Origin of the sequence: Enterocloster bolteae, assembly GCF_002234575.2 — a bacterium.
Taxonomy (GTDB): domain Bacteria; phylum Bacillota; class Clostridia; order Lachnospirales; family Lachnospiraceae; genus Enterocloster; species Enterocloster bolteae.
Map to the genome: position 1 here is coordinate 3,540,322 of NZ_CP022464.2, position 22,771 is coordinate 3,563,092.

20 protein-coding genes and 1 riboswitch are annotated in these 22,771 nt (G+C 52.4%); of the genes, 1 reads left to right on the plus strand and 19 read right to left on the minus strand.

Annotation, left to right across the window (positions count from 1 at the left end; translation table 11 throughout):
• Positions 1-191 precede the first annotated feature (191 nt).
• Positions 192-1,373 carry an ISL3 family transposase gene (locus CGC65_RS16680; protein WP_093979934.1) on the plus strand — a complete coding sequence of 394 codons (1,182 nt, stop codon included), beginning with the start codon at positions 192-194 and terminating at the stop codon, positions 1,371-1,373.
• A gap of 228 nt (positions 1,374-1,601) precedes the next feature.
• Here CGC65_RS16680 and CGC65_RS16690 read toward each other — a convergent pair whose 3' ends face one another.
• The 19 genes from CGC65_RS16690 to CGC65_RS16785 form a co-directional block, all read right to left on the minus strand.
• Positions 1,602-2,063: a DUF5684 domain-containing protein gene (locus CGC65_RS16690; protein WP_002564518.1), complete on the minus strand. Its 462-nt coding sequence runs from the start codon at positions 2,061-2,063 to the stop codon at positions 1,602-1,604.
• A 29-nt stretch (positions 2,064-2,092) separates the two neighbouring features.
• Positions 2,093-2,461 carry a VOC family protein gene (locus CGC65_RS16695; protein ID WP_002564519.1) on the minus strand — a complete coding sequence of 123 codons (369 nt, stop codon included), beginning with the start codon at positions 2,459-2,461 and terminating at the stop codon, positions 2,093-2,095.
• A gap of 118 nt (positions 2,462-2,579) precedes the next feature.
• Entirely contained in the window at positions 2,580-3,869 is a 1,290-nt protein-coding gene (gene serS, locus CGC65_RS16700) for a serine--tRNA ligase (protein WP_002564520.1), read from the minus strand.
• Between the two features lie 158 nt (positions 3,870-4,027).
• Positions 4,028-5,665 carry an amidohydrolase gene (locus CGC65_RS16705; RefSeq protein WP_002564521.1) on the minus strand — a complete coding sequence of 546 codons (1,638 nt, stop codon included), beginning with the start codon at positions 5,663-5,665 and terminating at the stop codon, positions 4,028-4,030.
• A gap of 13 nt (positions 5,666-5,678) precedes the next feature.
• Positions 5,679-7,145, minus strand: a complete 1,467-nt coding sequence (locus CGC65_RS16710) for an alanine/glycine:cation symporter family protein (RefSeq protein WP_002564522.1) — start codon at positions 7,143-7,145, stop codon at positions 5,679-5,681.
• 116 nt (positions 7,146-7,261) lie between these two features.
• Positions 7,262-7,482: riboswitch (Lysine riboswitch) on the minus strand.
• 149 nt (positions 7,483-7,631) lie between these two features.
• Positions 7,632-8,537, minus strand: a complete 906-nt coding sequence (locus CGC65_RS16720; RefSeq protein WP_002564523.1) for a pyridoxamine kinase — start codon at positions 8,535-8,537, stop codon at positions 7,632-7,634.
• A 13-nt stretch (positions 8,538-8,550) separates the two neighbouring features.
• Positions 8,551-9,171: an ECF transporter S component gene (locus CGC65_RS16725; protein WP_002564524.1), complete on the minus strand. Its 621-nt coding sequence runs from the start codon at positions 9,169-9,171 to the stop codon at positions 8,551-8,553.
• A 155-nt stretch (positions 9,172-9,326) separates the two neighbouring features.
• Entirely contained in the window at positions 9,327-9,977 is a 651-nt protein-coding gene (locus CGC65_RS16730) for a thiamine diphosphokinase (RefSeq protein WP_002564525.1), read from the minus strand.
• Positions 9,974-10,639, minus strand: a complete 666-nt coding sequence (gene rpe / locus CGC65_RS16735; protein WP_002564526.1) for a ribulose-phosphate 3-epimerase — start codon at positions 10,637-10,639, stop codon at positions 9,974-9,976. Before rpe ends, CGC65_RS16730 begins: the two co-directional genes overlap by 4 nt.
• Before the next feature lie 2 nt (positions 10,640-10,641).
• Entirely contained in the window at positions 10,642-11,520 is an 879-nt protein-coding gene (gene rsgA, locus CGC65_RS16740) for a ribosome small subunit-dependent GTPase A (protein WP_002564527.1), read from the minus strand.
• Between the two features lie 9 nt (positions 11,521-11,529).
• The gene (gene pknB / locus CGC65_RS16745; protein ID WP_002564528.1) at positions 11,530-13,701 is read right to left on the minus strand and encodes a Stk1 family PASTA domain-containing Ser/Thr kinase; all 2,172 of its coding nucleotides are present in this window, start codon (positions 13,699-13,701) and stop codon (positions 11,530-11,532) included.
• Positions 13,695-14,441, minus strand: coding sequence for a Stp1/IreP family PP2C-type Ser/Thr phosphatase (locus CGC65_RS16750; RefSeq protein ID WP_002564529.1), 747 nt, complete (start codon positions 14,439-14,441; stop codon positions 13,695-13,697). Before CGC65_RS16750 ends, pknB begins: the two co-directional genes overlap by 7 nt.
• Positions 14,442-14,443: 2 nt before the next feature.
• Complete coding sequence (gene rlmN, locus CGC65_RS16755) at positions 14,444-15,532, minus strand: dual-specificity RNA methyltransferase RlmN (RefSeq protein WP_002564530.1); 1,089 nt, start codon at positions 15,530-15,532, stop codon at positions 14,444-14,446.
• A 23-nt stretch (positions 15,533-15,555) separates the two neighbouring features.
• Positions 15,556-16,923: a 16S rRNA (cytosine(967)-C(5))-methyltransferase RsmB gene (gene rsmB, locus CGC65_RS16760; protein WP_002564531.1), complete on the minus strand. Its 1,368-nt coding sequence runs from the start codon at positions 16,921-16,923 to the stop codon at positions 15,556-15,558.
• Positions 16,924-16,989: 66 nt separating this feature from the next.
• Positions 16,990-17,694 (minus strand): zinc metallopeptidase, encoded by a 705-nt coding sequence (locus tag CGC65_RS16765; protein ID WP_002564532.1) that lies wholly within the window; start codon positions 17,692-17,694, stop codon positions 16,990-16,992.
• Positions 17,694-18,680 (minus strand): methionyl-tRNA formyltransferase, encoded by a 987-nt coding sequence (gene fmt / locus CGC65_RS16770; RefSeq protein WP_002564533.1) that lies wholly within the window; start codon positions 18,678-18,680, stop codon positions 17,694-17,696. The genes CGC65_RS16765 and fmt overlap by 1 nt, the downstream gene beginning before the upstream one ends.
• A gap of 11 nt (positions 18,681-18,691) precedes the next feature.
• Entirely contained in the window at positions 18,692-19,177 is a 486-nt protein-coding gene (gene def, locus CGC65_RS16775) for a peptide deformylase (protein WP_002564534.1), read from the minus strand.
• A 19-nt stretch (positions 19,178-19,196) separates the two neighbouring features.
• Positions 19,197-21,506 (minus strand): replication restart helicase PriA, encoded by a 2,310-nt coding sequence (gene priA, locus CGC65_RS16780; RefSeq protein ID WP_002564535.1) that lies wholly within the window; start codon positions 21,504-21,506, stop codon positions 19,197-19,199.
• Positions 21,507-21,930: 424 nt separating this feature from the next.
• Positions 21,931-22,767: a class I SAM-dependent methyltransferase gene (locus CGC65_RS16785; protein WP_002564536.1), complete on the minus strand. Its 837-nt coding sequence runs from the start codon at positions 22,765-22,767 to the stop codon at positions 21,931-21,933.
• Between the last annotated feature and the right edge of the window lie 4 nt (positions 22,768-22,771).

Below are 22,771 nucleotides of genomic sequence, written 5' to 3' on the forward strand. Positions count from 1 at the left end.
TATGGGACGCTGCCCGTAAATACATGAAAAGGCAGCCCGGTATCAAAATCCCGGTTCTATACTGAATGTTGGGGTGTGCTGAAAAGCACACTTCCAACATTCTTTTCGTTGTAATAAAATACATCTATAAGAAGCCTCCTAAACGCATTATCCCGACCAAAGTTTAATGTTACGGAGGTGACCCCTTATAGATGTACCCTAATTATACCAAGGCTTTCCTTAACTTGGAAGGTGTTTTTATTAAAAAAGTGGTTCAGGCAGACTCTTTCATTAAAATTTTCATCCAGTCCCAACCGGTAGAACAGACTTGTCCCTGCTGTGGGGCTAAAACTAAACGGATTCATGATTACCGTTTACAAGAAGTCCAGGACATTCCCTTACTGGGAAAACAAGTAATCCTGCTCCTTCGCAAACGCCGCTACCTCTGCCCATACTGCCGCAAACGGTTCACGGAACCCTATTCGTTCCTCCCCAGCTACCACCGCAGGACCCGCAGACTGGCATTTTACATTGTCTCCCTGCTCCGGCAGACCTTTTCCTTAAAACAGATCGCAGAGCTTACCGGTGTTTCCGTCCAGACGGTCTGCCGCCTTCTGGACACGATTTGCTATCCTCCGCCTGACCAGCTTCCACAAGCGCTTTCCATTGACGAATTCAAAGGCAATGCTTCTACCGGTAAATATCAGTGCTTTCTGGTTGATCCGAAAAAGCGCCGGATCCTCGACATTCTCCCGGATCGGACACAGAGCCATCTGGCTGATTATTGGCGGAACATTCCCAGGAAAGAACGCCTGAAGGTAAAGTTCTTCGTCTGCGATATGTGGCGCCCCTACACCGAACTTGCACAGACCTTCTTTCCAAACGCTACAATCATCGTGGATAAATATCATTTCATCCGGCAGGTGACATGGGCGATTGAAAATGTACGCAAACGGCTGCAGCGCTCCATGCCGGTTTCTCTGCGTAAGTATTATAAACGCAGCCGGAAACTCATTCTGACCCGCTATAAAAAGCTGAAGGATGAGAACAAACAGGCCTGTGATTTAATGCTTCACTATAGCGAGGATCTGCGTCTGGCACACCGCATGAAAGAGTGGTTTTATGATATCTGCCAGATGGAAGCGTATCGTCAGCAGCAGAGGGAATTTGATGACTGGATTGCGAATGCACAGAGCTGTGGGATTAAGGAATTTGAGGCCTGTGCTAAGACCTACAGGGCCTGGCGAAAAGAAATCCTGAATGCCTTTAAATACGGATTGACAAATGGTCCCACAGAAGGATTTAACAACAAGATAAAGGTGTTAAAACGGAGCAGCTACGGAATCCGGAATTTCAAACGGTTCCGAACCCGGATACTTCACTGTACATCATAGGATAAAAAGGTCGGTAATGCGGAGGCTTATTTGGCATGCCCAAAATCAGTAAAACCTGGAACTAAACATAAAAAGGGCCCTTTTCATAGAATTGGGGCGGGATTTTAACAAATCCCACCCCAACTATTGACAAAGAGCCAAAATCCCAAAGGATTGATACCGGGCTGCTCTTATTTTATTATCCATATCCAATCTGGACGCATATGCCGTATCCTTCCATACCGCGCCCTACAGATACATTTCCCTGTCTGTTTCCTTTTTTCCTCCCGGGCCTATGTAGACAGATTCATCAAAGGCCAGAATTAACAGGAATATGGGGGTAAGGAAAGTAAGCCCCAGCGCATACCCTACCCCATGTCCAAAGGAATAGGACATCTTAACGGATATCAGAATATGCATAACCGAAACGCCGAAATAAGCCAGTTGGGCCGCCATGGCGCCGGGACCGGACACAAACCGCAAGGACGCAGCAATCAATGCCATGATGAGCCACAGGACAAACATCCTGTTATTCCAGAAAAGCTTATACTCTATATAGGTGCCGTAAAACGGTATCAGGGCTTTCCATCCTGCTTCCCCTGCCTTTCTGAATATCATCCAGTAAGCCAGGATGTAGAGGACAAGCACCACCGCAATTACAAACATAAAAATCAGCGACATCCCCATGAGCAGTATACTCAGTTCTTTCAAAAAAGCACCCGCCTTTCCAACTATATTCCCTACTTATCGGCAGGCACGATTTCCAGCCAGTAGCCGTCCGGGTCCTTGATAAAATAAATGCCCATGCCCGGATTCTCGTAGCAGATGCAGCCCATCTCCTCATGGTGCTTGTGGGTGCCGTCAAAATCATCCACATGGAAGGCCAGGTGGAATTCGCACTCTCCCAGGTCATATGCTTCCTTCCTGTCCCGCAGCCAGGTTAACTCCAGGGTAAAATCCGTCACTCCGTCTCCCAGGTACACCAGCTTAAAGGAGCCGTCCGAAGCGTTCTTCTCCCTCACTGGTTCCAGATTCAGGGCCTCTTTATAAAAAGCAAGGCTCTTCTCCAAATCCAGCACATTAAAATTGAAATGGTTAAATGTAATCATAGGTCTCTCCCTTCTCTCTTTTTAAAACCGGCCTGCACCGCAGGATGCAGACCGGCAATTGTTTCACATGTTTAATTGTTTCACATGTTTCATTGTTTCACACGTTTGCTTCGCATGTTTAGTTCTTGGGAACCATCATTTCCATGCCGCCCATGTAAGGACGCAGCACTTCCGGTATCTTCACACTGCCGTCTGCCTGAAGATTGTTTTCCAGGAAGGCGATCAGCATACGGGGAGGAGCCACCACGGTATTGTTCAGGGTGTGGGCCAGATACTTGCCTCCGTCCTCTCCCTGCACGCGGATTCTCAGACGGCGTGCCTGGGCATCTCCCAGATTGGAGCAGCTTCCCACCTCAAAATACTTCTTCTGCCTTGGGGACCATGCCTCCACGTCCACAGACTTCACCTTAAGGTCAGCCAGATCACCGGAGCAGCACTCCAGCGTGCGGACAGGAACATCTAAGGAGCGGAACAGATCCACGGTGTTCTGCCACAGCTTCTCATACCACATAGGGCTTTCCTCTGGCCTGCAGACTACAATCATCTCCTGCTTCTCAAACTGATGAATACGGTAAACGCCTCTCTCCTCGATTCCGTGGGCGCCTTTCTCCTTGCGGAAGCAAGGGGAATAGCTGGTCAGGGTCAGGGGAAGCTGCTGCTCCGGCGTGATGGTGTCGATAAATTTACCAATCATGGAGTGCTCGCTGGTACCAATCAGGTACAGGTCCTCTCCTTCAATCTTATACATCATGGCATCCATCTCAGCAAAGCTCATGACGCCTGTAACCACATTGCTGCGGATCATAAAGGGAGGTACACAGTAGGTAAATCCGCGGTTAATCATGAAATCCCTTGCATAGGAAATCACTGCGGAATGAAGCCTGGCAATATCGCCCATCAGGTAATAGAAGCCGTTTCCTGCCACTCTTCTGGCTGCGTCAAGGTCGATACCGTTAAACCGCTCCATGATGTCTGTGTGGTAAGGAATCTCAAAATCCGGTACCACGGGATCGCCAAAACGCTCCACTTCCACATTTTCACTGTCATCCTTGCCGATGGGCACGGTTGGGTCAATGATGTTGGGAATGGTCATCATGATTTTGGTAATCTTCTCAGAAAGCTGTCCTTCCTTTTCCTCCAGCTCTGCCAGACGTGCGGAATTGGCGCTGACCTCCTGCTTCACGGCCTCTGCCTCATCCTTTTTTCCCTGGCCCATCAGCATGCCAATCTGCTTGGACAACTTGTTGCGGCTGGCCCTTAAATCATCGGCTTCCTTCTGTGTCGCCCTTGCCTCTGTGTCCAGTGAAATCACTTCGTCCACCAGCGGCAGCTTGCTGTCCTGGAATTTATTCTTAATGTTCTGCTTTACAATGTCCGGGTTCTCTCTTACGAATCTTAAATCTAACATGGTATTCCTCCTGGATTTCCTTGATATAATACCTTCCAATTCTGGACAGGTATTCCTGTACTGTTAAAGAGTATATAACATTTTACCAGGAAATAAAAGCCCTTTTTCTGTTTTTCCTGCTGCTGTATTCCTACTGCTGCTTTCCTACTTCTGCTTTCCTACTTCTGCTTTCCTTCCGTCTCTATGCTGTACCGGCATACGCCGTCCACATAAGTGGCTTCCACCGGAATGCGGGCCAGCTCCTCAGGAGAGGTCTCAAAGGGATTGGCTCCCAGTATCACAAAATCTGCCAGCATCCCCGGAGCAATCCTCCCCTTCACATTTTCCTCAAAGGATGCATAGGCTCCCTCCGCGGTAAAGGAATCCAGGGCCTGTTTTATGTCCAGGGCCTGTTCCGGAAGGTAGGGGCCCACGTGATCCTTCACCGTTGTCCTGGTGACTGCGCACTGTATTCCCTTCATCACATCCGGCAGCTCCACCGGGCAGTCGGAGCCGTTGGAAGCATGGGTAGTCTCATAAAGGGTCCTGAAGTGATAGCTGGATGCCGCCCTCTCCTTTCCGATCCGTTCCTCCACGATATGGATGTCATAATCCAGGAAAATGGACTGGAAATATGCGTGGAGGGACAGTTTTGCAAACTTATCAAGCTGATCCGGCCTTGTAATCTGGCAGTGGACAATGCCGTGCCTGTGGTCCTTTCCGGGATGCCGTGCAAGGGCCTTTTCGTAGGCTGCCAGGATATCATCCAGAATTCCGTCCCCTATGGCATGGATGGCCACCTGCATTCCCTGGGAATCTGCATATTCCACCATGTCTTCAAACTGCTGCCTGGTGAAAATGGGGATTCCCCTGGTGGATCCATCGTCTGTATATGGCTGGCTGAGATAGGCGCTCCTGGCTCCCAGGGAACCGTCTCCCAGCATTTTAAGCGGGCCAATCTTAAACCAATGGTTTCCCCAGCCCGTGTTATACCCTTTTTCCACAAAGGCCTTCAGCCCGTCCAGGGTAGTAAACTGGGACTGTTCATAGACCCTGACCGTCATCCTTCCCTCTGCATCCAGTTCCCTGTATGCCTCCAGCACCCGCTCATAGGGAACATTGTTAAAAGCCAGCAAATCATCTGTCTGGGAGGAGGTGACTCCATAACGGTTGAGGGCTTTGGACGCTGCCAGTATCATCTCCTTTATGTCCTCTTTGGCGGGCTCAGGCAGGCATCCGTATATCAGGTCCATTGCATTTTCCCGGAATATCCCGTTAGGCTCGCCGCTTTCATCCACCTCATAGAGCCCGCCTTCCACCTGGGGCGTGTTTCCTGTGATGCCGGCCAGCCGGAGAGCCATGGTATTTACCACACAGGCATGGCCGCAGGTTCTGGTAAGGCAGATGGGATGCTCCGTGGATATCATATCCAGGTCACGGCGGTTGGGAAACCGCCTTTCATCCTCAAAGTAATCGTGGTTCCATCCTCTTCCCCTTACCCAGGTGCCGGGCTTTGGGGACTGCTCCCGGATAAATTCCTTCATATATTCCTTCATCCCTGACAGGGACTGGGTGTGCTGTGACAAATCCGCTGCGCCAAGGGCATTTCCATAGTTCAAAAGGTGCATGTGGGAATCATTAAAGCCCGCGCACACAAATCTTCCCTTTAAGTCCGTTACCTCATCTCCCGGTTCCTTCATGGCCAGGGCGTCTTCGTCGCTGCCTGTGCATATAAATCTTCCATCCTCCACCACAAAGGCCCGGCACAGGGGAAGCTCCCCAGTGTATACGGCTCCATTCCGGTATATTGTCCTCATGTCGTCCCTCCCCTTATTCTGCCTTCTCCAGCTTCTTTTTATCCTCATAAAACAGCGGCATATCCTTATCCTCCAGTGTTCCGATGTTCATATAGCGGGCCTTGTAATCCTTCAGAAGCCTGAAATATGTGCCTGACAGTATAAGAACCACGAACACATTGATGAAAGTTGGGATACCGCTGGTGATGTCCACCAGGGTCCATATGCTCAAATCACCCACATGAATCAGGTAAAGGGTGAGCAAAAAGGGAGGTAGGGCATAAAAATACTTGAACATGCGCAGCAGCCATTTCTTCACCGTGGGATGGTTCATAGCCAGATGGCGCAGGGTTGCCTCATAGTACACATACCATCCGCCGGAAGTGGTCACGGAGAAGATCACCATGGTGGCTGTCATGAACACAGTTCCGAAAAATCCCAGATTGTTCTGGAACACGTTAAGGGCAAGGGTTGCATTGGTTGCCCCGGAGGTCCATTCACCGGTAATCAGCACGCTGAGCGCCGTAATGGTACACACAATGAAGGTGTCCACAAATACCTCAAAGGATCCCCAGAGCCCCTGCTCCACGGGATGACGTGTCTTGCTGGAGGCGTGGACCATAGGGCTTGTACCCCAGCCGGCCTCATTGGAATAAACACTTCTCTGCATGCCGGTGGCAATGGCCTTGGACACCGTGACTCCGGCGAACCCGCCCATGGCAGCTGTCCCAGTAAAGGCCTGGGTAAAGATAGAGACAATGGTGGGAATCAGGTTGCCGATGTTCAGCACAATGATTACCAGGCCGAATATCAGGTACCCCAGACTCATAACCGGCACCAGCTTCACAAATATCTTGCTTAAATTCTTAACCCCTCTCCAGATCAGGGCATAGATAAACACCACTAACAGCAGGGACGCCAGCTCCTGGGGAATTCCAAAGGACTGGGCCAGCACTTCCGATGTGGTAAAGTTGGAGGCGCTGATAAAAAAGGTGGAAAAGATGCCGAGGCCGAACACAAAAGCCAGCGGAAGCCATTTCTTACCCCAATGGCGCTCCTCCCCAAGTCCGTACTCCATGTAATAGGTGGGTCCTCCGTATGGATTTCCCTCCTCGTCCGTGCGGCGGTAATACACGGCCAGAGTAACCTCCACCTGCTTAATTAACATGCCCATGAAGGCTGTCAGCCACATCCAGAGCACGGCTCCAGGCCCGCCTGTGGTAACAGCTGTGGCCACGCCGGCAATATTGCCAAAGCCCACAGAACCGCCTACGGCTGTTGCGATGGCTTCATAAGGGCTTAAAAGACCCTTGTCGTTTTCATCGGTGACATGGTCCTTTCTCAGGATACATCCAAGGGTCCGTTTAAATATGTACCCCAGATGGCATACCTGAAAAAAACCGGATCGGACCGTCACGTAGATACCCGTAATGATAATAAGCGCAATCAGAGGCGGCCCCCATATGATTTCACCGTTTAGCCAGTTTAAAAATTCTGTCATTCTTTACTTCCCCCTATTGGTTCTGGATTGCGATATCATGGCTGTCCGGCACAATATACAAAAAGCAATGACCCCAGGCCATTGCTTTCCATAATCACATATCTGCTTAAGAAAATCCAGCCAATAGCGCCACCACTTTAAAAAGTGAGAGTACGCAGCCTGTTAGACTGCATCCCAACACATTCCGCCGGCAGACAGAATCCGTTTCGGCAGTAATCCCTTTCCCTGTGTGCTCCGGCCCGCCGGCCTCCGGGACAAAATCCCCTCTGTCCGCCACCCTGGGGATGGCATCCATTATCACACAGATACTAATGCTTACTGCGCCTCTATCGCATCCTATATTTTAATATTGCCTTAACATCATACTATTTAAGGCTGAAACTGTCAACGTTTTTCGACATTTCCTGACCGGCCCTGACTGGCTGCGCTTTCTGCGGTTGTCCCGCCTCATGCCAGCTGTCCTGCATCCTGCCAGCTTGTCCCGCCTCACGCCTGCTGTCCTGCCTCACACCTGCTGTCCACCGCGCGGACCAGCTTTCCTGCCTCATGCCTTCTGTCCACTGCGCGGACCAGCACATCCATCAGCTCCTCAAAGCACACGCCATTGGCAATGGGGATGTCAAGCTCCTCCGACCTGGCGATGCAGGCTTTTACAAATGAGGCAGCCAGACGCACAGCGCTGTCCAGACTCCATCCCCTTACGGCAGCCGCCGACACTACGGAGGAGAATACATCCCCTGTTCCCGGCCGCTCATGGCCCACGCGCCTGGTTCTGGGGAAAGCTGTCCGCTCTCCCTCAGCCACCACATTCATAATATAGCCGCCCTGGTTCACACCTGTAATAACCACGCATTTCGGCCCCATGGCCTGGATTTCCCCGGCCAGCTGCCCCAGCTCTTTCCTGCTCCATCCATCCTTTCGGTAGGTCCGTCCTGTCAGGATACACGCCTCTGTCAGATTAGGAGTCACAATATCACCCATGGATACCAGCTCCTTCATGCGGCTGCACATGGCCGGCGTATAGGTGGCGTAGGTCTCCCCGTGGTCTCCCATAATCGGGTCTATGATTACCTTTGTATCCTCCTGCCCGAACTGCCGTATAACATCCATCACAATCTCAATCTGCGCCTCGGAACCCAAAAAACCGCTGACAATACCGTCAAAGGTCAGCTCCAGCTCCTTCCACTTGTGAATAAACTCCCCCATCTTCTCCGTGTAGTCGTCAAAGAAGTAGACCGGGAATCCTGTGTGGTTGGACAAAATGGAGGTGGGGATGGGGCAGCACTGGACCTTCATCGCAGATAAAATGGGAATAGCCACTGTCAAAGAACAGCGGCCGTATCCGGATAAATCATTAACCATAGCAATCTTTTTCTGTCGGTAAGCACTCATGTCAAATCTCCTGTCATCTGAACCGGTCAAAGAGTCCGGATCTTATAAGTGTACTGCGAAGGGGCATGTAGATGACTACCGCCGCAGCGGCAGACGTCACCGCATTGATGGAGGTGGAGGCAATGTTCCATGCCAGCACCAGATCCGCTGCCGGTTTGCCCAGAATCGCCAGCTTGTAAAAATATCCCACCAAGGGATCAAATATCACGTTGAACAGCAGACCGCAGACAGAGGCCGCCACAACAAAGCGGAACACATGCCTCTTGTCAGAACTCTCATTGATTCTGCCAATCTTGTGAGCCACCAGACCGGTTATCAGACCGATACACAGCTTCAGCAGGAAGGTTTTCGGCGCGTACACCACATAGATGGGGTCAAACAAATCTCCGATGGTCATTCCCAGGGCCCCGCCTAATCCTCCGTAAAAGCCTCCCAATATCAGGGCTCCCAGGACGCAGACCGCATTGCCCAGATGAATGGAGGTGGCGTCTCCTCCGGGAAGGGTAATCTTAATCTGCAAAAATGTAAAAACCACATAGGATAATGCTGCAAACAGGCCGGTCAGGGCCAGCTTGTATATACGGCTGTCTTCCAGGCCCCTGTGGCCTGCTGTCACTGCACTGGATGTCTTCATACAAATTCTCTCCTCATATTGTAGATTTCTTACCGGAACAACTGCATTCGTTCATGCCACCTATGGTATCACTAAAGTGGAATGTTTTAAATATCCAGTTTGAGAAGTTTTGGCCAGTCCAGTTCTGTGGAAGAAAAATCCTTTTGTCCGGGTTGTCAATCGTGGGATTCCACCACAATCAGCACCCCGTCCGTAAAGGTAATGGCGCCTTCCTCCCCCACAAGTTCATTGCTGATGCAGAGACTTGTCCCTATCTCGATGTCCTTTTCATGGAGAGGATATTTAAAACCGGTGAGGGTAATGCCCCTGACCTCCTCAGTAAGAGGGAGGAAGGAGATATATTTTCCCCAGATCTCACGCCTATTAAACGTCCGTTCCTTGTCAATGAGATAGATACGGTTCTGGCTGTCCAGGATATATGCCTCCATTCCCTTTTGCAGGCAGGGAAAAAGCAGATGGATATTGCCCAGCATATGGTCCATGCGTCCTCCGGTGGCCCCCAGCACCACCACCTCGGTGCACCCGGTGGCCTGGGCCTTTAAGAGGGCCAGCTCCGTGTCTGTCTCATCCTTTTCCGGCTGGTGGGTGTCCCATACAATGTGTTCCATCCTCCTGTAATATGCCAGCACCTCCGGCTTCACCGTGTCAAAATCACCTACTATCATATCCGGTTCCAGTCCCAGGGTCTTCACGGCCTCCAGCCCTGCGTCCACCGCAATGATTTTATCAAAGGTTTCCTGTCCCAAAAAAGAACCGGCGAAGGACAGGTCCAGTTTTCCGCCGGTTATAATCAAACAACGCTTCATTTCTCATATTCCTTTAAAATATCCATGAATTCTCTGGTTCTGGCAGAAGGGTCCCGGCCAAAGACAGCAGAGCCGGCCACAAATATATTGGCCCCCGCCTCTATGATCTCCCGGACATTTCCCGCGTTTACGCCGCCGTCCACCTGGATGTCCGTTTTCAGTCCCTGCTCATTCAGCATATTCTTCAGTTCGCGTACCTTGTCAAGGGTATAAGGGATAAACTTCTGTCCTCCGAAACCAGGATTCACGGTCATGATAAGCACCATATCCAGCTGCCCCAGGATACACTCCAGGGAACGCACCGGTGTGGCGGGATTTAAGGCCACGCCGGCTTTCAGCCCGGCTTCCTTAATCTGGTTCACCACACGGTCCAGATGCGTGCAGGCCTCGGCCTGGACTGTTATGATATCCGCCCCGCAGTTCTTCATATCCTCCACGTAGCGTCCCGGCTCCTCCACCATCATATGCACGTCAAAAACAGCCCTGGTACATGGGCGCAAGCTCTTGATGACCGGCATACCGAAGGAGATGCTGGGCACAAAGGCCCCGTCCATCACATCCAAATGGAGATACTCAGCACCCGCCCCGTACACCTCCTTCACCTGTTCTCCCAGACGGGTAAAATCAGCCGCAAGAATAGACGGCGCTAATTTGTAATACATCTCTAGTACCTCCTTTTATTTTTCAGGTCCTCATACATGAGGATGTAATTGTCATAGCGGCTGCGGCTCAGTTCTCCCCGTTTCAGGGCTTCCTTCACACCGCAGACACGCTCTCCCACATGGACGCACCCCAGAAATTTGCATTCTTCCTCATAAGGCCCGAACTCCGGAAAATAATCCTTCAGTTCTCCCGGCTCCAGACAGTCGATAAACATGGAGCTGAATCCCGGCGTATCCATCATGTAGGTATTCTCTTCCACATAAAACAATTCAGAATGGCGGGTGGTATGGCGTCCCCTCTCAATCTTGCGGCTGATATCCCCTGTCTCCATGGCAGCCTGGGGCTGGATGCAGTTAGTCAGTGAGGATTTTCCGACACCTGAAGGTCCCGCCAGGACCGAGGTTTTTCCTCTGAGAAATTTTTTCATTTCCTCCAGCCCCGTATCCTCGTAGGTGCTGACAAAGTGGACTTCATACCCTGCCCTCTCGTAAATGACGCGGTACTTATCCACAAGCCCGGCCTCTCCCAGATCCACCTTGTTAAAACAGATGGTGACCGGTACTCCCTGAATCCCCATCATCACCAGAAAGCGGTCCAGGAGATTCAGATTGGGTTCCGGATGGGTGATGGCGAACACCACCAGGGCCTGGTCCACATTGGCCACCGCCGGACGGATGAGGACGTTGGATCGGGGAAGGATGACGTCAATATTGCCTTCCTTTTCCTCCTCGTCCAATACAGAAAACTCCACATTATCCCCCACAAGGGGTTTGATTTTACGGTTGCGGAACACGCCCTTTGCCTTACACTGGTACACATGGTTCCTTCCGTCATTGATATAATAAAAGCCTGCAATTCCTTTGATTATCTTACCTGTCATATACGCCTCTTATCCCACCGGAAAAAATGCCACCGGATAGGACTTGATTACTGTTAAATTGTCTGCATCCACCACTTCCACCATGCCGCTGTCCACGCCGTACGCCCCCTTGATTCTGGGGAATACCACAGGTACGGTCTGGGCGCCCACAACCAGTCTTGGACTCATAAGGGTTGTGTAAACGGAAGCTCCCTCATCATTGGTCTGGTTCAGGCGAATCAGCACGCGCACGCTGCTGGTCTGGGAAGCCGGTCCTATATAGTTGCTTAAGGAGCACGCCTCGTCAATGGATCCGATGTAATAGCGTTCATCTGCCGCCTGGGTCTGTGCAGGCTCTCCGCTGACCACATAATCCACCGCAGTGCCTGGGGGAAGTATGGTACCCGGCAGCTCCGACTGGCTGATAATCAGGCCTTCCTCCACCGTATCACTGGCTTCCACGGTTACATTGCCTGTCAAGAGTCCTGCTCCCGCCAGAAGGGCATCCGCGGATGTGGGAGTCTGTCCCTGAAGGTTGGGAACACGTCCCTCCACGTTCTGTGATCCCTTGCTCACATAGAGGCTGACGCTCTCGCCTACCTTCACCACCTGGGGGCTGAAACGAATCACATTGCCCTTTATGGCGGTATCGCTGTTCTCCTCTCTGACTTCTACAACCAGTCCTTTCTGCTCCAGCAGTAGCCTGGCATCCTCACCCGTCATCTGAGTCAGGTCCAGGGCATTTAGGTCTACCTTGTCGCTGCCCTTGCTGATGGTCACTCCCACAGTGCTCCACTTCTTCACCACAGTCCCTGCCAGGATATCCTGACCCATGACCTGGCCTTCCGTATAGTTATCCGAATACTCGCTGCCTGTGATTTCCATCACAAGGCTGCTCTCCTTCAGTTTTTCCCTGGCCATATCCTGGGGCAGTCCCAGGACGCTGGGCATATTTATCTGGTCCTCCGTATTGATATCCACCACGGTGGTGGAATCTTCGGTGGTCATGGAAACGGTCTCTGTGGTAGGCTTATTGCTGCCCTGTCTGAAAATCCCGGTGAGCCGCGAAAATACAAACAGCACCACCGCCACGATAATGATGGCTGCCACGATGCCAAAGGCCGTTATGATGCGCTCAAACTGGGTACTTACATCATCCCCTTCATTCTTTTTCCTGGTATGGATGCGGCCTTCTTTTTTGCGCGGTTCCCTGGCCCGGTTCCTGTCCTGATGCCCGGGCTGTTCCTCCTCCGGTTCCTCCAGGGCTTCCTCGGGATAGCTCTTCCTGCCTTCCTGGATGCTGTTGAGCTCATCCCTTGTGATGGGCCTGGTCTTGCCAAACTCATCCTCTTCCCCGTCCTTGCGGGCATAGATGTCTGCGTCCGGGTCCATCAGGGCAGCCCGCAGGTCCTCAATCACATCCGTCACGCAGGCATAGCGGCGGTCCGGACGTTTCTGGGTACATTTTAATATGATCTGCTCCATGGCGCGGGACATGTCCGGCACGTACTGGCTGGGCGGTGTCACCGGTTCCTCCAGATGGGCCAGGGCCACTGTAACCGTGTTATCCCCCTCAAAGGGCACACGTCCGGTTACCATCTCATACATGGTAATACCAAAGGAATAGATGTCGCTGCGCTCGTCGCAGTAGCCTCCCCTGGCCTGTTCCGGCGAAATATAGTGGACTGAACCCACGGCCGTAGCGTTCATGGTCTGGGAGGACACGGCCCTGGCAATGCCAAAGTCAGCCACCTTCACCTTGCCGTCCCTGGATATAATCATGTTCTGGGGCTTGATGTCGCGGTGTATGATGTGCTGTTCATGGGCCGCCGCAATGCCCTGCCCCACCTGAAGCGCGATTCCAATGGCTTCCTTGCTCTCCAGATAGCCCTTGTTCTCTATATAATTCTTAAGGGTGATGCCCTCAATCAGCTCCATCACAATATAATGGTACACATCCTCATCCACTACATCATAAACACTTACAATATTGGGATGGGACAGGCGCGCCGCCGACTGGGCCTCCATCTTAAACTTGCTTACAAAATTCTCGTCAAAGGCAAATTCCTCTTTTAATACCTTGATGGCCACCAGACGGTCCAGGGTATGGCACCGTGCCTTATACACCACTGACATGCCGCCTGAGCCAATCCGTTCCAGAATCTCATACCGGTTCTGGAGATATGTTCCGGGAGCTAACATACGCCTGCCTCCCTTCCTGACGGACTTACAAGTACCACCGCAATGTTATCAATGCCTCCCTGACGGTTGGCTTCCTCTATAAGAAGGGCTGCCTTTTCCTTAAGGCTTCCCTCTCCTGTGATGATTTCATACATGGACTGGTCCTCCAGCATGTTGCTGAGACCATCGGAACAGAGCAGAATATAATCCCCGCCCTCCAGATCCACCTCAAAGAAATCAGGCTCCACTTCCCTGCCGATTCCCAGAGCTCTGGTGATGATGTTCTTTCGCCTGTTATAATCCTCGCTGCCTCTTCTCATCTGTCCGATGGCCACCATTTCCTCCACATAGGAGTGGTCTCTGGTGACCTGACGGATGGAATCACCATGGATGAGATAGAGACGGCTGTCCCCCACATTGGCCACATAGAGGATATTGTCCTCCACCACACCGGCCACCAGGGTGCATCCCATCCCTTTCAGTTCTTCCCTTTTTAGTGATTCTTCATACAGCATCCCATTCACTGCCTCGATGCCCTTTTTCAGCTGCATGACAGGAGAGCCATCCCCTGCCCTGTTTATGTATATCACCAGATTCTCAACCGCGAACCGCGAGGCATAATCGCCGGCCCTGTGGCCGCCCATGCCGTCTGCCACCAGAAACAGGTTGGGCAGGGAGCCCACCTTTTCCGGTGAGGAATAAATATAATCCTGGTTCATGGTTCTGACCCGGCCAATGTCTGTCAAAGCATATGCTTCCATGGTCATCCCTCTCCTTCCGTGCATTGGGGTACTGCCGAAGCTTCCTTATAACTTCTGCGCAGCTGGCCGCAGGCTCCGCCTATATCCCGGCCCATTTCTCTTCTAATAGTAACATTTATACCGTTTTTTTCAAGAAGATTTTTGAAATCCTGTATGGCCTTCTGGCCTGACTGGACGTAATCCCGCTCCTTGATGGGGTTGACCGGAATCAGGTTCACATGGCCGTGCTGGTCCTTGATAAGCTTCGCCAGCGCCCTGGCCTCATCCAGATTGTCGTTGACGCCCCGGACCAGGCTGTACTCAAAGGTGAGGCGGCGACCTGTCTTTTCATAATAGTAATGGCAGGCCTCCAGCACATCCTGCAGTTTATAGCTGTTGGCCACAGGCATAAGGGTTTTTCTCACTTCGTCGTTGGGCGCGTGAAGGGAAAGCGCCAGGGTTACGGCCAGGCCCTCCTCCGCGAATTTACGGATGCCCGGAACAATTCCGCAGGTGGAGATGGTGAGACTCCTCTGGCTTATATTCAGCCCCTTTTCATGGGAAACCAGCCGCAAAAAACGGATGACATTGTCATAGTTATCCATAGGCTCCCCTGATCCCATGACCACTACATTGGAAACACGTTCCCCTGTGATGGACTGAATCCTGTATATCTGTTCCAGCATCTCGGAGGGACGCAGGTTCCGTTCCAGACCGTCCAGAGTGGACGCACAGAAACGGCAGCCCATGCGGCAGCCCACCTGGGATGAAATACACACGGAATTGCCGTGATGGTACTGCATCCACACGCTCTCAATCACATGACCGTCCTCCAGGCCAAACAGATACTTCCTGGTGCCATCCACCTGGGAAACACGCTCATCCACCATCTTCAGACAGGTAAGGCTGTAATTTTCCTTAAGCTTCTGCCTCAGCGGTATGGACAGGCTGCTCATATCGTCAAATCCTTCTGCCAGCTTCACATGCATCCAGTCATAAAGCTGTTTTGCCCTGAAAGATTTCTCTCCCAGGGCAGCCATCTGTGCTGTCACTTCTTCCAGTGTCATGGATTTTATATCTTTCTTTCCGTTGCAGTCCAATAAATCCAGCATAAAAACTCCTTCCAAAACACGCTCTAAATCCCCTCCGGGCCGGTTTCATCCTCCGCACGTCTGAATACGCTGATGAAAAACCCGTCATAGGGATGCACCCCCGGCAGGAACTGAATCCATCCGTCCTTTAACGAGGGCTCCTGGGGCAGTCCGCCGAACCGGTCCGTCAAATCCACCGGCACAAGCGGGAACCGATCCCTTAACCAGGCCGCATTGTCCTGGTTTTCCAGCCTGTCAATGGTGCAGGTGCTGTAGCAGAGGAGACCGCCCGGCTTTACGTACTGCCAGACAACAGACAGAATCTCCCGCTGAAGCCCTGCCAGCTCCTCAAGCTTCTCAGGCGTCATGTTGTACTTGATATCCGGCTTCCTCCCTATGATTCCCAGACCGGAACAGGGCAGGTCCGCTATGACAATGTCTGCCTTTGCCATGGCTGACAAATCTGTCTCCAGCGCGTCCCACACCAGGGTCTTCATGTTGGTCACGCCGCAGCGGGCCATATTTTCCTCAATCAGGGCTGTCTTCTGGTATGTAAGATCCCTGGCCTCCACCATGCCGGTGCCCTCCAGCTTATCCGCCAGATGGAGACTCTTACCTCCGGGGGCAGCGCACACATCTATGATATAACTGTCTTTTTCAGGGGACGCAATCTCCCCCACAAAGGCAGAGGTCACATCCTGTACCTGTATCCAGCCCTTCCTAAAGGCATCCAGTCCCTCCAGATAATCGTACCCGTCAATGGCTATCATGGACTCCATAAAAGGCAGCTCCCTGACCGATGTCCCCTGTGCCTTAAGGGAGGCCAGAATGCTCTCCCGGTCTGCCCGGTGCAGGTTGCACCTGACCCAGGTAGGCTTATCTTCAAGAAAAGAGGCGGCAATCTTCTCCGCCTTTTCTTTCCCAAATTCCTTTTCCCACATGGCGTACATCCACTCAGGAATACTGTACCGCAGGGAGGGAGTGTCAAAGGTCAGATTCTCCTTTTCCCTGGAAATGGTCCGCAGCACGCCGTTCACAAAACCCTTAAGCCCGGAGAAATGACGCTTCACCGCCATCTTCACCGCCTCATTGCAGACAGCGGAATCAGGCACGCGGTCCATATATAATATCTGATATACGCTCATCCGCAGAAGACTGCGGATGAACGGCTTCATCTTGTTTATCTTTGTCTTGGAATACCGGTTTATGACCTCGTCAATCTGTATCAGGTATTCCAGTGTTCCTTCCACAGCGCGTGTGATAAAAGAACGGTCCGCCTTGCCCAGGTACTGGTACTTCTGCAGGGCCTGGTTCAGTACAAGGTGGACAAAAGCGCCCTGTTCCAGTACCTCCGTCAATATATCCAGGACAATTTCCCGGTTTTCCAGTCCTCTGTCTAAGGTCTTTGCCATCTGAATTTTCTCCTCTCAGGGCCTGTCTGTTTATGAGTCCCCATAAAATCTGCCGTACCCGGCGCCTTAATCATTCCTGCGGTTGCCGAATAATATCAGCAAGCGGAGAAGCTGAAGGATGGAAGCAGCCGCTGCCGCCACATAAGTAAGGGCCGCTGCGTTCAGGACCTTTCTGGTCTGTCCCACTTCCTGTCCGGCCAGGATGCCGGTGGAATCCAAAAGGGTCACCGCCCTGTGGGAAGCATCGTACTCCACAGGCAGGGTCACCAGCTGGAACAGCACTGCCAGGCAAAACAAAAGGATGCCCAGATTCAACAGGACAGAGCTTCCTCCCAGTAAAAGTCCAATGATAATCAGGGGCCAGCAAAGCTGGGATCCCAGATTAGCCGCCGGCACCAGGGCCGCGCGTATCCTTAAGGGCGAGTAATCATTGGCATCCTGCATGGCATGGCCGCACTCATGTGCCGCCACTCCGATGGCTGCAATGGATGTGGAATTATACACTGCGTCGGACAGGTTTACGGTCTTGCTTCTGGGGTCGTAATGGTCTGTCAGGTTGCCCGGTACCCGGCGCACGGTCACGTCATAGATTCCCTGATTGGCGAGAAGCCTTTTAGCTGCATCCGCGCCTGTCATGCCGCACATGCTCCTGACAGCGCTGTAGCGCTGATACGTGGAGTTAAGCTTGGCAGAGGCTGCCATGGATATGACTACGCCGATCAATATCAGTACATAGGTTGGGTCAAAATAAAACATAGGGTAAAACATCATCAATCACTCTCTTTCTTTACAAACATGTCCCCCGCCGGGATGGGATATCCGCGGAGAAATGCTGGGGTATCCATGCGTTTTTTTCCTTCCATCTGAAGCTCCCTGATGGACAGCAGGCCGCCGCCGGTGCAGACCACCAGTCCCCGCTTATCCGAACACACTACCGTGCCGGGAGCAGTCCCCGTTTCTGCGGGAACACCTGATTCGGACAGAAATTCTGCCGCCTCCCGGCCTGCAATCACATCTGCCGCCCATATCTTTATTGTCTTCCCATTCCACATGGTATATGCACTGGGCCACGGATTTAAGCCGCGAATCAGGCGTTCGATGGACACGGCGCCCTGATTCCAGTCAATGTCCCCAAGGGACTTTGTCAGCATCTTTGCATAGCAGGTGCCCTCATCTGTCTGGGGCGTGCGGACCAGAGTGCCTTCCTCCAGCTTCTTAAGGGTGGATAAAATCAAATCTCCGCCAGCCATGGAAAGCTTGTCATGGAGGCTGCCGCCGGTCTCCTTTTCCTCTATGGGGATTACCGCCTTTTCCAGCATGTCACCTGTATCCAGGCCCACATCCATCATCATGGTGGTAATGCCAGTCTCCCTTTCGCCGTCTATGACACACCACTGGATGGGTGCGGCGCCCCTGTACTTAGGAAGCAGGGACGCGTGGATGTTGATGCAGCCGTACTTCGGAAGCTCCAGCACTGCCTTTGGAAGAATCTGGCCAAAGGCTATGACCACATACGCATCCGCTTCCAGTCCCTTTAGGACCTCCACAAAGGAGGCTTCCCGCACCTTCGCCGGCTGGTACACCGGAATGCCGTATTCCATGGCCTGTATTTTCACAGGTGTCATCTGGACTTCCTTTCCCCTGCCCTTTGGCTTATCAGGCTGGGTGACCACTGCAATTACCTGATGACCGGCTTCCACCAGGGCCTTAAGGGCAGGCACGGAGAAATCCGGTGTTCCCATAAATACAATGCGCATAAACTACACTCCTATTCTACGATTTCTTCCTCGTCCGCAGCCGTATCCACCAGTTCGCCTTCCACCAGCTCCACATACATCTGTCCTTCCAGATGGGCGCATTCATGGCAGATGGCTCTTGCCAGCAGCCCCTCGCCTTCCAGCTCATAGGGCTCCATATTTTCATTAAGCGCCTTCACCTTCACGTAGTTTGGGCGGGTAACGATGCCCGACTTGCCTGGCAGGCTTAAGCATCCCTCGTAGCCTGTCTGGCTGCCGTCGGTGGCTGTGATTTCAGGGTTAATCAGGACATACTGGTTCCCGTCGTCCACATCAATGGTTACAATCTGCTTCAGCACCCCCACCTGCGGGGCGGCCAGACCGCATCCGTTGGCCTGGTACATGGTCTCAAACATATCTTCTATCAGCTCCATGGTGCGGTCATTCATCGCCTTCACGGGCTTACACTTTTTTGTCAAAATTTCGTCTCCCATAATTCTTATCTGCCGAACTGCCATCTCTTTTCAATCTCCTTCATCATGTTAAATCGTACTGCACAGTCAGTCCATCACGGCCTTCTAACCCCTTCAGGCCCTCTTCCGTCATTTTCCTAATCTGTATCAGTATATCATAATTTTCATGCTTAATATATAAAATTTTTCTATAAATATCATTAACTTTGTATACCGCTGCATTGACCGGTCCTATGAGCCGGAAAGACTTGTATCCCTGTACTTTTTCCCGCTCCATGCGGTCCGCCCACTGCTGCACCCACCCTGCCGCCAGATCCGCTGTCTGAGCCAGGGTCCCTTCTGCAGGACACGCCATCTGCACGGTGAGCAGGGCCACTGCCGGAGGATAACCCAGCAGCCTTCTGTAAGCCATCTCCTGGCTGTAAAAGCTCTCATAATCCTGAGTGGCCGCGGTGCGTATGCTGTAATGATCCGGCTGATAGGTCTGTATCACCACATTTCCGGCCAGCTGCCCTCTTCCCGCCCGTCCGGCTGCCTGGGTCAGAAGGGCAAAGGTCTGCTCCCCGCACCTGTAGTCCGAGGCATAAAGGGATAAATCCGCTGCCAGGGCCCCCACCAGGGTCACCTTTGAAAAATCATGGCCCTTGACAATCATCTGGGTGCCTATGAGTATATCCGCCTCTCCCCTGGCAAAGGAAGAAAGAATCTCCTGATGGCCTCCCTTTTTTGAGGTGGTATCCAAATCCATCCTGAGAATCCTGGCCTTGGGGAAAAGCTCTGCCGCCATTGCCTCAATTTTCTGGGTCCCGGTGCCAAAAGGCGCAATATACGGGGAGCCGCAGACAGGACATTTCTTGGGCTGGGGAATGGAGTAGCCGCAGTAATGGCACATCATGCGCCCATCCCGGTGCAGTGTCAAGGTCACGTCGCAGTGAGGGCATCTGACGGCCTCGCCGCAGGAACGGCAGGACACAAAATTGGCATAGCCCCTGCGGTTGATAAACAGCATGACCTGCTCTCTTTTCTCCAGCCGTTCCTCTATCAGAGCCTTAAGGCGCCTGCTGAAAATAGAGCGGTTCCCCTCCTTTAATTCTTCCCGCAAATCCACGATCTCAACCAGGGGAAGGCAGGCATCCTCCTTTGCCCTCTCCTTCAGGGTAAAAAGCCCATACTCTCCCCTTATAGCCCTTGTGTAGGATTCCAGGGATGGGGTGGCTGACCCCAGCACAAGTGAGGCTTCGTTCATCTGGGCCCGCTTTGCGGCCGCCTCCCTGGCATCATAACGCGGGGACAGTTCGCTTTTATAAGCATTTTCATGCTCCTCGTCAATGATGATAAGCCCCAGGTTTTCAAAGGGGGCAAAAAGGGCGGAACGCGGACCAATGACAATGTCAATATCGCCTGTCCTGGCCCGTTCATACTGGTCGTACCGTTCCCCGGCAGACATCCGGGAATTCATAACCGATACCCGGTTGCCAAAACGGCTGTAAAACCGCATCACGGTCTGCCAGGTAAGTGAAATCTCCGGAATCAGCACAATCACCTGACGTCCCGCCGACAGCACATGGGCAATGAGCTCCATGTAAACTTCCGTCTTACCGCTTCCCGTCACCCCGTGAAGCAAATAGGTACGCCGGATTCCCCGGTCGTATTCCCCTATGACAGCATCCGCGATCTCCCGTTGGAACGGATTCAGTTCAGGGGGCGCGCCCCACAGTCCTGATTCCCGATCATCCGAAACAGCCTGGTTCCTCTCCCGGCTGCCCATAAGCAGCTTCATTTCCTCCAGGGGATTCCGGTACCTTTCCACCACCTCTACGGCAATGACGCCGGCCTCCAAAAGAGGCTTGATGGCTGACGGCGTAAGGTTCAGCCGGTTCATAGCCTCCTCATACGGAATAGCGCTTGTCAGAAGCAGCGCCTCTAAAAGCCGCAGCTTTGCCTTATGCTTCTTTCTCCCGGCTTCCTCCGCCAGTTCTTCAAGCACACCCCTGTCCACCAGGGTACGGATTCTCCGCTTGGGAGCCTCCCTGACCTTTTGTTTTACAGGCAGGACTGTTTTTAACGCCTGATTCATGGTGGAGCCATACCGCTCCTTCATCCACCAGGCCAGCCAAATAAGCTGGGACTCCGCAGCCACGCTTCCCTGCACAATCCCAGCCACATCTTTTAGTTTATGGACATCTATCTGGGCCTGGTCCGTCAGATCCACCACATAGCCCCTGCGCTGTCTGTTTCCCTGCCCAAAGGGTATGCGGACCTGCTGCCCCACCTGAATCTTTCCCTGAAGCTCCTCCGGTATCCTGTACTGGAATGTCCTGTCCACATTTTCATGGGAAATATCTATGATAATACTGGCATATCTATGCGCCACTTACGTCACCTGTCTGTCTTGTTATTTTGTACTTGGTTATTATACATGAGAATTGAATAAAATGCAAATGGGAGGGAGAGGACGCAAACGGGATGGGGGGATCGCGTCCGTGAGAGGGAGACGGACGGGGGCGGGAGTGATGGTTTTCGCGGCGGCAGGGACTAAGACGCCGGGGCGGGCCAGAGGGGAGGATCGTGAAAACTGCGCAGAACTCTTGATGAGTTCTGCTCCGTGTTCACTTTGCTCCGGGCGTTGAGCGCCCTGCGCAACCTCCCCTCTGGCCCGCCCCGCCGCCTAAGTCCCTGCGAACCGCTCCAAATTCACTCCCGCCCCCGTCCGCCTCCCTCTCACCCACTGCTCTTTTGACGTTTGCTGGTTCTTCCCCGCCAAGGGAGTGAAAGATACTGCTCGCTGGGAGTATTCCTTATTGGGACTGGCTTGTTTTAGGGCTTGTTTTGGGGTGAGTGGTTTGTTTTTGGAATATGTCAATTGCATGGCTGGTGATGCCTGTCAGGTCTTTGCGTTCGCAGGTGGCATAGTGGTATTTTAAGTATAATTGGAATGTTTCATCATCCATTTTGTCGATTGCTTCCCGGATGAGCAGCGCACAGCCGTCTGATGCTGCGTAATGCAGGCGTGTTGTCGGGAATATGGACATCAAATCGTCGATGTCTTCTTTACGCACAAGTTCAAACAGATCTTTGGGCTCGGATTTGGCAGCGAATGTTTCGGGGTCCAGCAGGCCGTTTTTTATGTATTCGGCTGCATTGATATTGCCGCGGTTGAATCCTTCGTCCAGAAGACAGCCGTCGGATATGACGTATGCTGCAAAGATGATGCCGCCCTGTTTTGTGACGCGGATGGCCTCGCCCAGCGCCTGGCGCTTGTCTTTTTTTGTGTATAGATGGTATAAGGGCCCTAACAGCAGTGTGATGTCGTATTGGTTGTCCGAAAAGGCTGATAAGTCCAGCGCATTGCCCTGGGTAATTGTTATATGTTCTGCCGGCAGCATATGACTGCAAAATACTTCTATGTTATGGGGGACCAGTTCTACTGCGTCAACCGTATATCCCAGACGCGCCAGCGCATGGGAATACCGGCCGGTTCCTGCTCCGATTTCAAGAACACGGCTGCCGGGTTTTATGTATTTTTCTATGTAGCGCATGGTTGTAAGAAATTCCACGGTCCCATGCCTTGGGCTCAGCCGGCTGTCCTCGTCATAGTTATTATAATAATCAATGATGTATGGATTTGTCTTCATATCG

Excerpts from the sequence above, each read along its gene's own strand:
- CGC65_RS16680 (WP_093979934.1), top strand. The coding sequence starts at position 192 with ATGTACCCTAATTATACCAAGGCTTTCCTTAACTTGGAAGGTGTTTTT.
- CGC65_RS16695 (WP_002564519.1), bottom strand. The coding sequence starts at position 2,461 with ATGATTACATTTAACCATTTCAATTTTAATGTGCTGGATTTGGAGAAG.
- serS (WP_002564520.1), bottom strand. The coding sequence starts at position 3,869 with ATGTTAGATTTAAGATTCGTAAGAGAGAACCCGGACATTGTAAAGCAG.
- CGC65_RS16705 (WP_002564521.1), bottom strand. The coding sequence starts at position 5,665 with ATGAGGACAATATACCGGAATGGAGCCGTATACACTGGGGAGCTTCCC.
- CGC65_RS16710 (WP_002564522.1), bottom strand. The coding sequence starts at position 7,145 with ATGACAGAATTTTTAAACTGGCTAAACGGTGAAATCATATGGGGGCCG.
- CGC65_RS16720 (WP_002564523.1), bottom strand. The coding sequence starts at position 8,537 with ATGAGTGCTTACCGACAGAAAAAGATTGCTATGGTTAATGATTTATCC.
- CGC65_RS16725 (WP_002564524.1), bottom strand. The coding sequence starts at position 9,171 with ATGAAGACATCCAGTGCAGTGACAGCAGGCCACAGGGGCCTGGAAGAC.
- CGC65_RS16730 (WP_002564525.1), bottom strand. The coding sequence starts at position 9,977 with ATGAAGCGTTGTTTGATTATAACCGGCGGAAAACTGGACCTGTCCTTC.
- rpe (WP_002564526.1), bottom strand. The coding sequence starts at position 10,639 with ATGTATTACAAATTAGCGCCGTCTATTCTTGCGGCTGATTTTACCCGT.
- rsgA (WP_002564527.1), bottom strand. The coding sequence starts at position 11,520 with ATGACAGGTAAGATAATCAAAGGAATTGCAGGCTTTTATTATATCAAT.
- pknB (WP_002564528.1), bottom strand. The coding sequence starts at position 13,701 with ATGTTAGCTCCCGGAACATATCTCCAGAACCGGTATGAGATTCTGGAA.
- CGC65_RS16750 (WP_002564529.1), bottom strand. The coding sequence starts at position 14,441 with ATGGAAGCATATGCTTTGACAGACATTGGCCGGGTCAGAACCATGAAC.
- rlmN (WP_002564530.1), bottom strand. The coding sequence starts at position 15,532 with ATGCTGGATTTATTGGACTGCAACGGAAAGAAAGATATAAAATCCATG.
- rsmB (WP_002564531.1), bottom strand. The coding sequence starts at position 16,923 with ATGGCAAAGACCTTAGACAGAGGACTGGAAAACCGGGAAATTGTCCTG.
- CGC65_RS16765 (WP_002564532.1), bottom strand. The coding sequence starts at position 17,694 with ATGATGTTTTACCCTATGTTTTATTTTGACCCAACCTATGTACTGATA.
- fmt (WP_002564533.1), bottom strand. The coding sequence starts at position 18,680 with ATGCGCATTGTATTTATGGGAACACCGGATTTCTCCGTGCCTGCCCTT.
- def (WP_002564534.1), bottom strand. The coding sequence starts at position 19,177 with ATGGCAGTTCGGCAGATAAGAATTATGGGAGACGAAATTTTGACAAAA.
- CGC65_RS16785 (WP_002564536.1), bottom strand. The coding sequence starts at position 22,767 with ATGAAGACAAATCCATACATCATTGATTATTATAATAACTATGACGAG.